General features: G+C 27.6%; 10 protein-coding genes and 3 pseudogenes. 6 read left to right on the top strand and 7 right to left on the bottom strand.

Annotation, left to right across the window (positions count from 1 at the left end; translation table 11 throughout):
- Window positions 1-9 precede the first annotated feature (9 nt).
- Genes HNQ06_RS00050 through HNQ06_RS00040 form a run of 3 tightly spaced genes read right to left on the bottom strand, consistent with a single transcriptional unit; the run spans window position 10 to window position 2757 of the window.
- Window positions 10-558, bottom strand: a complete 549-nt coding sequence (locus tag HNQ06_RS00050; protein WP_184106730.1) for a hypothetical protein — start codon at window positions 556-558, stop codon at window positions 10-12.
- A complete protein-coding gene (locus HNQ06_RS00045; RefSeq protein ID WP_184106728.1) occupies window positions 527-1126 on the bottom strand; it encodes a ribonuclease H family protein in 600 nt (199 codons plus the stop codon). Before HNQ06_RS00045 ends, HNQ06_RS00050 begins: the two co-directional genes overlap by 32 nt.
- An 8-nt stretch (window positions 1127-1134) precedes the next feature.
- A complete protein-coding gene (locus HNQ06_RS00040) occupies window positions 1135-2757 on the bottom strand; it encodes a hypothetical protein (RefSeq protein ID WP_184106726.1) in 1623 nt (540 codons plus the stop codon).
- Between the two features lie 182 nt (window positions 2758-2939).
- Between HNQ06_RS00040 and arcA the strand changes: the two genes are divergently transcribed.
- From arcA to HNQ06_RS00020, 5 genes are all read left to right on the top strand, one after another.
- A complete protein-coding gene (gene arcA / locus HNQ06_RS00035; RefSeq protein WP_184106724.1) occupies window positions 2940-4172 on the top strand; it encodes an arginine deiminase in 1233 nt (410 codons plus the stop codon).
- 56 nt (window positions 4173-4228) lie between these two features.
- Window positions 4229-5212, top strand: a complete 984-nt coding sequence (argF, locus tag HNQ06_RS00030; RefSeq protein ID WP_184106722.1) for an ornithine carbamoyltransferase — start codon at window positions 4229-4231, stop codon at window positions 5210-5212.
- A 57-nt stretch (window positions 5213-5269) separates the two neighbouring features.
- Entirely contained in the window at window positions 5270-6694 is a 1425-nt protein-coding gene (locus HNQ06_RS00025; protein WP_184106720.1) for a YfcC family protein, read from the top strand.
- Window positions 6695-6723: 29 nt separating this feature from the next.
- The gene (locus tag HNQ06_RS05940) at window positions 6724-6837 is read left to right on the top strand and encodes a plasmid partition family protein (RefSeq protein WP_472841110.1); all 114 of its coding nucleotides are present in this window, start codon (window positions 6724-6726) and stop codon (window positions 6835-6837) included.
- A 738-nt stretch (window positions 6838-7575) separates the two neighbouring features.
- A complete protein-coding gene (locus tag HNQ06_RS00020; RefSeq protein WP_184106718.1) occupies window positions 7576-8211 on the top strand; it encodes a hypothetical protein in 636 nt (211 codons plus the stop codon).
- Between the two features lie 758 nt (window positions 8212-8969).
- Here HNQ06_RS00020 and HNQ06_RS00015 read toward each other — a convergent pair.
- Window positions 8970-9723, bottom strand: a pseudogene (locus tag HNQ06_RS00015) (class I SAM-dependent DNA methyltransferase); the annotation flags it as partial.
- 1 nt (window position 9724) lies between these two features.
- Between HNQ06_RS00015 and HNQ06_RS00010 the strand changes: the two are divergent.
- Window positions 9725-10119, top strand: a pseudogene (locus HNQ06_RS00010) (class I SAM-dependent DNA methyltransferase); the annotation flags it as partial.
- A gap of 248 nt (window positions 10120-10367) precedes the next feature.
- On the opposite strand, the pseudogene HNQ06_RS00005 reads toward HNQ06_RS00010, so the two are convergent.
- From HNQ06_RS00005 to HNQ06_RS05815, 3 genes and pseudogenes are all read right to left on the bottom strand, one after another.
- A pseudogene (locus HNQ06_RS00005) lies at window positions 10368-10764 on the bottom strand (class I SAM-dependent DNA methyltransferase); the annotation flags it as partial.
- Window positions 10765-11032: 268 nt separating this feature from the next.
- A complete protein-coding gene (locus HNQ06_RS05785) occupies window positions 11033-11167 on the bottom strand; it encodes a hypothetical protein (protein WP_281381997.1) in 135 nt (44 codons plus the stop codon).
- A complete protein-coding gene (locus HNQ06_RS05815) occupies window positions 11164-11334 on the bottom strand; it encodes a hypothetical protein (RefSeq protein WP_343056748.1) in 171 nt (56 codons plus the stop codon). Before HNQ06_RS05815 ends, HNQ06_RS05785 begins: the two co-directional genes overlap by 4 nt.
- Between the last annotated feature and the right edge of the window lie 711 nt (window positions 11335-12045).

The following is a 12045-nucleotide window of genomic DNA, read 5'->3' as shown; positions in this document are numbered from 1 at the left end:
TAACGATTTTCATGTATTAGTAATATTAATTTTTCTAGTCCTTGTTATTAAAACATTTATTGTTTTTTTTGCTTCAATTCCTACTTTTGTTATGTTGAGTTTGAAAATAGACGGATATTTAATGGTTAAGCTTACGTTATTGCTATTTTTGTTTTTAGAATGAATTTTTAGTGGATATGCTTTAAATTTAAATGAAGTTTTAGGACCAATAAAAAACTCTCTATATCTATTTTTATACTTCGTTTCATTGTTTATTGTAAGATCTTCTTTTTTTAAGACGATCTTATCGTTATTAAGGCTAGTGTTTTGCCAATTTATTTTTACTATGTCTAAGCTATTGTTTGTAATTTGAATATAAATATATTCATTTGTAGCTTTAATTACATCTATGTTAATGTATTTAGAGGGAGATTCTAGAACTTTAAAATCAGTTTCATAATCATGGTTTATTTTAATTGTAGTACAACAATTAAAATAAACCATTGAAATCAGAAATATTGCTTTTATGTATTTTTTGACAATATTTCTACTTAGTTTTATGAAAACCAAGATCTGCAATATTTTCATTTCCTGGAATAAAAGAAATTTTTCCACCTTGTTCTTCAAATTTTTTCCTTAATTCAGCTGTCTTTTTGATTAAATTAATAGTAATTTGTGTTAATTTTTTGCTATTATAGATTCCTTTTGACCAATATTCAATTATTAATTTACTGTCGCCAAATATGTTTGTTGTATTTTCTTTTAATGCTATTTTGAGAGCTGTATATAGGGCAAGCAGTTCCCCAAAATTATTACTAATCCCTTGAAAATTTTTGACATAATAATTTCCATATTCATTAATCAGAGATTTGTCTAAGATTTTATCCAATATTGAAATTTTTTTTTCGTTTACAACTCTAATTTCTACGCCCTTTCCTCTTCCTGTTCCAGAATCAAAATATATTCCAATTGGGTGATGATGAATTTTGTTCTCATTATTAAATAGCCAATTTTGAGCTTGTTCTATTGTTTTGAAACTTTTTATTTTATTATTTTTCCCTTTAATAGTTGTTTTGCATTCTTCCCAGGATTTGAAAATAATTTTTTCATTACTATTAATCAAAATACAGGCATAATATTTGTTCATAGGTAGTATTAACTTCCTGAGCACCAGAGATTTGTTATATTGCAAGCTCTTCCAAAAATTTTTTCTTTCGATTTTTTAAATTCTATTGTATCTACTATTTCTTTATTGTAACCAATGAATTTTTCTTTTAAGGTTGGTTTAATGAGCCTTTTTGGAAGCACGCTTGGAAGTATTCCTGTAATCGTATAAGACATGTAAAAATTGTAAGCCGCTGCATTTATTTCTCCAGGAGTAATTATTCCCGAAATTTCGTAATTTCTTGATACATTAAGTCCTGCTATTTTATATATTCTATCAACCATTAAAGAGCAATAGGTTTTGTTGTGAATTTCTTCAATATTAAATGAATCTGTCCATAAATTAGAGGATATTAAGGGAACCATATATCCAAAGTTATTGTCAATGTATCTGCTTCTTCCAAAATTAATAGCTTTTTGAATTGTTCTTGTGTCTGTTATTGGCGAGAATATTTTTAATATTCTTGATTGTACATATGTTGAAAGTTTTTCATATCCTGAGCCTTGAGTAGATGCTGTATCGAATTTGATTTGATTGCTTGTAATTATTGATTTTATATCAAAACTATCATTTCCATTGAATGCAATTTTTTTAGTAGCTTCGTATTTTTCTTCATCAAATATTCCTACATGTTGCCAAAAATAAAAAAACTCTGTCCAATCTATTTTTGGCTTGATTAGTATTATGTCGCCATTTGATAAAAGAGATCTTAAACTTTTAGGGGTTATTTCAATGCCTGTATTTGGGTCTATTATTTTTGGTATTATGTCGTATTTATTGCTATTATCCGGGTCGGCAGTTGATCTTTTTCTTCTTCTGGGCGGCGGGGGGGATTGCTTTGAGTAATACAGTTCATTGTGAATATCTGAAATTTTTTGTTTTTCAATTATTGTTTTTATTGTGCTATTTTCAACTTTTAAAAAGTGCATAAATTGTTCAAAATATTTTTTATCTTTTATTTTTAATAATTGATTTGCTATTATGTGCGGTGCAACATATTCTTTCCCATCTATTATTTCTTTTGTTATTGAGTTTATATTTTCTTGAGGAAAGAATGAATTGATGTGGTTTAATTGTATGTATCCTAAATTTTTATCATGAAATGTTTGCTCAATTAAGTTTAAAATTTCTTTTTCTAGATGCATTTGCAATTCTATTAGTTCTGTTAAATTTTCATTATCTGAATTTTTATGATTAAAATTTGTTTTTTTTTCAAAGGAAGTATCAATTTTAATTGTTAGATTGCCATTAACGCTGCTTTGTTCTAAAAACTTTATCCATTCGGTTTCATTATTTAGGTAGTTTTTATAAGCGTTTAGATAGTTTTTTATTTCTTCAAGTTTTTGTGGGCTTATTTTGATTTTTGCTGCTGTTTGTTTTATTAAAAAGGAATTATCATTATTGTTTAAAATTTCTTGGATACTGGATATTGGTATTCGATATTCTACATTAGAAGGATTTTTTATTAAAGAGTTTTCTAGTGGTGTTTTTTGTGTTAATATGATTTCTGATATGCTTAGATTTTTTGACTTGTTGTCTGTAATTAAGGCACAAGAGAATAATAAAATGTGTGTAGTTAATATTAACAATATTAATCTATTAATTTTCTTCATGAGTAGTATTTTAGCATAATTTTTTGTTAATGTTTTTGATTTCTAAGTTTAGAACTTATTTTTTTGTTTTTGCAATTTTTTACATTTATATTAATTTTTTAAATTTTTTAAAAATAGTTGATATTTTTCAATATAAACTATAATATTTTAATATATGGCAATTTTCATAAAGGGGAAAATCGATGGAAGAAGAATATTTAAATCCAATAAATATATTTTCGGAAATAGGTCGTTTGAAAAAAGTTTTGCTTCATAGGCCAGGAGAAGAATTGGAAAATTTGACGCCCTTTATTATGAAAAATTTTTTATTTGATGATATTCCTTATCTTAAAGTTGCAAGGCAAGAGCATGAAGTTTTTGTAAATACTTTAAAAAATAATTCAGTTGAAATTGAGTATGTTGAGGATCTTGTTAGCGAGGTTCTTGCTTCTTCTGTAGCGCTCAAAGATAAATTTATATCTCAATTTATTCTGGAAGCAGAAATAAAAACAGATCGTGCAATAAATATTTTAAAAGATTATTTTTCTAATTTAAATGTTAATAATATGGTTTCTAAAATGATTTCGGGTGTTGCAAGAGAAGAGCTCAAGGATTGTTCATCTTCACTTGATGATTTGGTTAATGGTGAGAGTCTTTTTATTATTGATCCTATGCCCAATGTTTTATTTACCAGAGATCCTTTTGCTAGTATTGGCAATGGAATTACAATAAATAAAATGTATACCAAGGTTAGACGCAGAGAGACAATATTTGCGGAGTATATTTTTAAATACCATTCCATTTACAAAGAAAATGTTCCAATTTGGTTTAATAGATGGGAAGAAACTTCTTTGGAAGGTGGGGATGAGTTTGTTTTAAATAAAGATCTTTTGGTTATTGGAATTTCGGAAAGAACAGAAGCGGAGTCTGTAGAAAAACTAGCTGCTAGTCTTTTTGAAAATAAGGCCTCATTTAACACAATTTTGGCTTTTAAAATTCCAAAAAATAGAGCTTATATGCACTTAGACACAGTTTTTACTCAAATTGATTATAGTGTTTTTACAAGTTTTACAAGTGATGATATGTATTTCTCAATTTATGTTTTAACTTATAATTCAAATTATAATAAAATCAATATTAAAGAAGAAAAGGCCAAACTTAAAGATGTTTTGAGTTTTTATCTAGGCAGGAAGATTGACATAATAAAATGTGCAGGTGGAGACTTAATACATGGTGCAAGAGAACAATGGAATGATGGTGCTAATATTTTGGCGATAGCCCCAGGAGAAGTAATTGCTTATTCTAGAAATCATGTAACGAATAAGTTGTTTGAAGAAAATGGTATCAAAGTTCATAGAATTCCGTCTAGCGAGCTTTCAAGGGGGCGTGGTGGGCCAAGATGTATGTCTATGCCTTTAGTAAGAGAGGGTATTTAAATTTAAGCGTGAGTTAAATGAGTTTTTAAAAACTTGATTGTAAAGGTTGGTGGTTGATGTATAATTTACGAAATAAGAGCTTTTTAAATCTTTTAGATTTTACAAGCAAAGATATTAAATATTTACTTGATTTATCGATTGATTTAAAAAAGTCAAAATATGCAGGAATTGAAGTGCAGAGACTTAAAGGTAAAAATATAGTTATAATTTTCGAAAAAGATTCAACAAGGACCCGGTGTGCTTTTGAGGTCGCTGCTTATGATCAAGGGGCAAATATTACTTATTTAGGATCCAAGGGGAATCAAATAGGCTCAAAAGAGTCTATGATAGATACTGCCAGAGTTTTGGGGCGCATGTATGATGCCATTGGCTTTAGAGGTTGTTCTCAACAGGCTGTTGAATGTTTGGCAAATTATTCCAATGTTCCTGTTTACAATGGATTGACAGATGTTTCTCACCCAACCCAAATATTAGCCGATTTAATGACAATAAAAGAACATAAGGGAAGTTTAAAGGGAATTAAAATAGTGTTTTGTGGCGATGGTAGGGGGAATGTTGCCAATTCTTTGTTGAAAGGCTGTGCTATTATGGGACTCGATTTTAGAATTTTTGCTCCCAAGGAGCTTTTTCCAGACCCCGATTTGACGCTTAAGGCTATGTCTTTAGCCCTAGAGAGTGGGGGTAAAATTACAATTACAGATTCTAAAGAAGAGGCTGTTAAATGTGCTGATGTTGTGTATACAGACGTATGGGTATCTATGGGAGAGAGTAATTGGGAAGATAGAATAAATCTTCTAAAGTCTTATCAGGTTAATAAAGAGATAATGCGCATGGCAAAAGATAGTGCAATATTTATGCATTGCTTGCCCGCTTTTCATGACTTAAGCACTGTGATTGGTAAGGATATTTTTGATAAATACGGACTTGATGGAATTGAAGTTACAGAAGAAATTTTTGAAAGTAAAAATTCAGTTGTTTTCGATGCTGCTGAAAATAGAATGCATACCATTAAAGCTATTATGGTAGCGACTTTGGGATAACGGTATTTTTTATATGAAATTAAATTTATGAAATTGAAATTATTTAGGAGGAACGTTATGATCAAAATGCCAAGTAGTTTTACAATAATATTTTCTTTAATTATATTTGTTACCATTTTAACGTATGTGATTCCTGCTGGTAAGTTTGATAAAGAATTTAAGCAAATGGGTGATGGATCTAAAAGGGAAATAATTGTTGCTGGAACTTATCAGCCTGTAGATCGAGGCCCTAGAGGATTTTTACACCCTATTATGACTATTTTAACTGCAATGTCAAAGGGCATGGAACATGCAGTCGAAGTTATTGTTTTTGTTTTAATTGTTGGGGGTGCTTATGGGATTATTATGAAAACCGGAGCAATAGATGCAGGAATTTATTTTTTAATTAAGAAGTTGGGGCATAAAGATAAATTGCTTATTCCTTTGTTAATGTTTATTTTTTCAATTGGTGGAACTGTAACCGGAATGAGTGAAGAGACCCTTCCTTTTTATTTTGTTATGATTCCTTTGATAGTGGCTTTGGGTTATGATAGTCTTGTTGGAGCGGCTATTATTGCCTTAGGAGCCGGAGTAGGGACTTTGGCTTCTACTGTAAATCCATTTGCGACAGGAATTGCATCTGCAATAGCTTCTATTAGCTTGCAAGATGGATTTTATTTTAGAATTGCTCTTTATTTTGTATCAGTATTAGTTGCTATAATCTATGTTTGTGTTTATGCGTCTAAAATTAAAAAGGATCCCTCAAAATCGCTTGTGTATTCTCAAAAAAATGAACATTATCAATATTTTGTTAAAAAAGATGGACTTTCTACTGGAGATAATACTCAGAATGCTCTTGAGTTTACTTTTGCTCATAAATTAGTTTTACTTTTATTTGGATTTATGATATTGATTTTGATATTTAGCATTGTTAATCTTGGTTGGTGGATGCAAGAAATGACAATGTTGTATCTTGGGGTTGCTATTATAGCGGCTTTTATTTGTAGATTGGGTGAATCTGAAATGTGGGATGCGTTTGTGAAGGGTTCTGAAAGCCTGTTAACGGCTGCTCTTGTTATTGGACTTGCTAGAGGTGTTATGATAGTTTGTGATGATGGGTTGATTACAGATACTATGCTAAATGCTGCTACTAATTTTTTATACAATCTTCCAAGACCTCTTTTTATCATTTTGAATGAAATTATTCAAGTATTTATAGGATTTATTGTTCCATCTTCATCAGGACATGCTAGTCTCACTATGCCAATAATGGCTCCGCTTGCTGATTTTTTGTCAATTCCAAGATCTTCAGTTGTTATTGCTATGCAAACATCATCTGGACTTATTAATTTAATAACACCTACTAGCGGAGTTATAATGGCTGTATTGGGGATATCTAGATTAAGTTATGGTACATGGTTTAAGTTTGTTTTACCATTATTTATTATTGAGTTTTTTATTTCTATTTTAGTTATTATAGCTAACATTTATTTGAGCTTTTAGGGGGGGGCGGGTTATTTTCTTTTAGTTATATAGAAGGAGGATTTAAATCTTTTAGAGAATTTTTACATATGTTTAAACTTGCCAAAACACAGGCTTATTTATATATCAAATTAGCTACAGCGATTGAATTTGGTATCATATAAGAAAAGTATATTATTGGTAATAGCATAAAGGCCGCTATTGATCATATCAAAACCAATGAGAATGTGGTTATAGATAAACTTAATAAAGAAAATTTAATAAAGCCATTAATATGTTAAGACTTATAAAAGATAAAGAAAATATAAAATTTACAGAGTTTCTTTTAGAGTCGATTTTTTTCAAGTGAGAAAGATTTAATTAAAAAGTTTAAAAATAGATTTAATAATTAACAAAAGGTAAGAATTATAATCTATAAATGAACTAATAATTTTGAGATTCTTTATTTAAGAGTCCCAGCTTAATCGTGATATAATAAATAAAAAATAAAGTCAATCGTTATTACATTTAATAAATTTTTAGTTTTGTTATCTATTAACTTATAGATAACAAAACAATTTTTATTATTTTTTACAAAAAGAAAGCGTTTCATTTATGAAAACCCAACAAAAAAACTGCCCCTTCATTCCACCTAAGGAATATAAATACTACATACAATAAAATTTAAAGGTATATTACAACAATGCACAATTACAAATTTAATTTTTCTAGTATAAGACTAATAAAGTGGTCTTTGTTTTTTCCTAATTATATTGTCTATAAATAAATTGTAAAAAATAGAATTAATATTGATTAATAAACAAAGTTTTATTTTATTGAAAAATAGCCTTAATGAAATATATTTATGTGCAACAATTGAATTTTAAATTTTATCTGTTTGGAACATAAGGGGTACGAGTTTTATGTGTAGTAGACTTTTGTCTATGCTTTTTGTGATTTGTTTTTTAAGCTGTGGGTTATACAAAAATAATAAAGATCCCTTATTACAGGATGTAGTAAGCGAAGAAAGTATTAATACAAAATTAGATTGGAAAAGTACGTTTGGACTTAATAATGAAGAGTGTAATACATTAGCTTTTTTTATTAATACATTAAAAAGCGAATTAGCAAAAACATCTACTGAAACACATCATTTTAATATTTATTTAAAAGGAGATGTATCTCAAATAGAAGAGTATATTAAAAGGTTTTTATTTAAACTAAAAGATAGGGGTAAGGTTAAAGAACTGATTAATTATATTAAATATGGTAGAGATAATCAGCCCAATGTAGCAGGTAAAGATGAAAATAACGGAGGGGATATGGATGCTAAGGAACATCATAAACTAGAGAGTAGACTTGCTAGTGCTTTTAACCATTACTTCATGTTATTAAATCCTCCATCTCCTACTCAAGAAGAAGGAAATAACAATAATGTAGCATTGGACAACAATACTGCCCCTCCTACTATTAATAGTGATCCTGAAAATACAATATTAAATGAAATTAAGAAGGTTTGTTATGAGTTTAGAAGTTCAGAACCTAAAAACCCAACATAGTTTTTTAGTAATGATATTATTTTGATATGTTTTTCAAAGTATATACTTATTCGCCTAAAAAGGTTATCATTTAACTTTTTGCCAAAAGTATATTAATTTTAATTATAAATTAAGCTTTACCGCATATAATAAAAATTTTAAAAGATTTAAACTTAGTTTGCTATTCGTTTGTGTAATTTCTAATAAAATTAGGAGCTTAACAATAAAAAAACAATAAATTTAAATTTGGATTTAAAATTGAGCAAAGGGATTATAGAGACTTAAGGAGTTTTGCCTATAAATAATAAAGCAGTATCTACCAACAGTAAATATTGTATTAATTAAGTAGTGTTCCCATTTAACATGGGAACACTACTTAATTAATACAATATTTACCCATAATCCCATCAATTTTCATTTTGAGTAGCTTACAAGGGCTTTTTGCAGGATTTTTTTGTAAAAGTTGGTTAAAATAACTTTTTATAAATTGAAGTTTTACAATCTATTTAATAGATATAGTATTGTATTTGTATTCTTGATTTGAAAATACAAATACACTGTAATCATATAATGGAATTTTATAAATTTTATATGGAACAGAGCTACATATTTTTTGGAATTTCATTAATGTGCATTTTAATTACTATATTTATACAAACTAAAAAATAAATTTTAACAAGACTAATAAAAAATTTACTAAGTAGTCTTTTTGCAAGGATGATAAGTAAAAATGGTTTAGACCACTAAACAACTTTTATTTTGACATGCCCTCGCGCTACTTAATTTAGTTTACAGAAATTCTCATACCCCTCTATTAAAAATAAAATATATTCTGTTCCTTTCTTATTTTTTAGCACCCTAAAGTCATTAAGTAAAATCTTAAAATCTTCTTTGGTTAATGAATAAAGACTGGCTACAATAAAGTTATTTTCTTTTTCATTTTCTTTTTCATTAAAAAACTTATCCTTAGTATCTAATTTTAGTATTTTATCAGCTTCTTCTTTGCTAAACCCAAAGTGTTTCAAGTAAATTAAATTAGAGAAATTTAAAAGATCATTTTTGGCTATTAGAAAAGCAGTATTTTTTACTAAAGTTAAGTACAGTGGATTAGCCAAAATATCTTTTTCTTCAGGCTGAGGCATTGAACATTGATAAAGGGATGACTTTACCACAGTTATGTTAACAAATCTTCTTAGCAAAAAATCAAATGCAAGAGAGTTAAAAATAGATATAATAAATAATTTTTTATAAAGTGATATTGGTATTTTTTTCACAATCTATGTTTAACGACGATGTGCAATAGGAATTTTTAGGAGACAAAGTAGTAATCATAGTTCTTAGATCCATATTGCTCGAAACTGATCTACAAACTACTCTTTCAGTTTAACATTGGTCATATTTGGTTAATACTTTTTTTAAGCCTTCTTTATCTATCCATAGTAATTTATAACTTTTCTTTGCATCTTTATCTTCAAAAAATCTTGAATTGAACTGATGAATATTCGCCCCAGAATAAAGAAATATAAAGTTTAAAGACTTAGCAGATTTTATGGCCATATCATCAATTGAAGAACAGTTTAAAACTGAGTCCCCTTTAAAATATAAGAATCATTGATAATTCTTGTGATTCAGGGCATCTTTTGATTGTTTGTTTAGATTACTTAACAGAAAGAGTATGGTATCAGCTAGATAAGTTTGAAGATGTAAAGAAAGATCTTGATAAAGAATATAGAGCTTTTCTTAAAGAAAGTGAAGAATATGATGTTAAAGACAGTATAAGTAAAGAATTAGTACTTAAAAGAATGCTCTTAAAGAAAGTGTATTTATGGTGTTGATATTAATCCTATTGCGGTTGAAATTACTATGTTAAGTTTGTGGTTTGACACCTTTATTTTTGGAGCTTCGCCAATCTTTAGTAAAGACAATCATCCTTTGAGCGTTGATAGTTCTAGAGTGCTAAGAAAACTAATCCTTATAAAGGTATTGAATTAAATATAAACAAATTAAAAAACTATCCCTTATTCAGGAATCAATAATAGAATTTAAAGACAATGAAGAATTTAGCTTGATTAAAAAATTTTAAGTTCATTTAGTGCTTTTGGTAAAAAGTATATTGATTTTGAAAGAGGGCTTAATATTAAGAATAAGCTTTTATTAAAAGAATATAATAATGAAGTATTAAAACTAAATGAAGGACACTTAACTTCTGCTATAAGTAAGATATCTTCAGCTGGATAGGCTCATTATTTTTTTTAGCTTCTTCTAATTTATTATTAACATCTACTTTGTCTTTTTCATTTTTAAAAAGTAGTATACCTGCTCTAGATTTTACCCCTTCTATTTGCTCACATTTTTATTGTTCCACTGAATAATTTAGTTCTTCAAATATAGATTTAGTGAAGACTCCATATTTGTTTCTGTTGAATTATTATCTATTGAAGAAAATCTATTTTTAACAAAAACAAAAAAATCTTTCATCCTCTTAATATTTTCTTTTTTTATAAAGTCTTTTGATAGTTTCTTATACAGAGATATATTGAAATCATTTGTTTTTACAATGTCATTAATTTTCATAATTTATGCTTACGCCCTCGCTTATTTTATTTATAAATCTTTTTTACCTTTTATTAATAATCAAAACATGGCCAAAGATTTGGTTTTTAATCAAAAAAACCTTTGGCCATATAAAATAAAATTTGTTTTTATTTATTTAATATACTAAATCTATCCCTAGAAATAAGATTGTTCAAGCTTAAACTAAGAATTGCTATCAAATTTTCACATAATAAGAATCTTAATTTTCTAATTCATGAAAATAATTATGGATTAACATTAGTACTATTCAGCTGCCTAATGGAAAGGGCATTGCGTTTGGCATTGCTTTTGATGAGGACAAAATACCACTTGAGTATATAATATTCCTTGATTCGCCCTCAATAAAAATCTCTCTGCCCATATATTCAAAACTAAAGGTCAAATCGACTCCATCTCTAATAGAATATATGTAGAAGAACTCAACAATTTTACAGGCAAAAAGGGATAAAAATCCGAACTATTATTAGCATTTTGATTTTTCCCAAGTTTAATAAAACCTAAATTTTTATTTTTAGCCAAAGCTAAAAATAAATCATCTTCTTTAAAAATAAGCTTAATAGAATCTACAGAGATAGAATATATTATCCCACGTATAAATAAGTATCTATCCTAATCTTAACAGTATTGCTAAGATTCAAAAAATTATTTATCTCTGCACTAAATTTAACTTCTTTGTTCCTATACTCTCTTATCTTTCGATGAGACCACAAGCCCCCCCTATAGTTTGTTTTTAGTTATATGGATAAAATTGATTTAGCACTTAATCACATTACTTAAAAAGTGCACTTCTTTTTTATCAATTGATTTTATAATTTTTTATGCATAGCTCTTCTAAAGGGCTGCCTTTATGTGATGATTAAAATAGAGATAATGTTGATAATGATCATATCTTTATTGATCAAAAATTTCAAGAGATAAATAAAAGTTTAGAATTAATATGGCTTATAGTGCACAATTTGTAATTGTAAATTACTGCCTTATTTTAATATTAAGAAATACCAAGTTTAATTGGTTTTTGTTTTTAAATTTATTGCTTTATATATTTTTATTTTTGGTATACAAAAATCCATATCACATTAAGAGAATAAAGCAACAATTAAGGGCTATGGTTTACTTCCTTTTCTTTGGAGCTGTTGTAATTATATAACTATACTAAAAAATAATAAATTTATTTATTATTTTTTAGTATAGTTATATAATTACAACAGCTCCAAAGAAAAGGAAGTAAACCATAGCCCTTAATTGTTGCTTTATTCTCTT

This window comes from Borreliella lanei (genome assembly GCF_014205895.1).
In the GTDB taxonomy this organism is placed as follows: Bacteria; Spirochaetota; Spirochaetia; order Borreliales; family Borreliaceae; genus Borreliella; species Borreliella lanei.
Note: the sequence above shows the minus strand (reverse complement) of the source record. Positions and strands in the feature narration are given on the sequence as shown.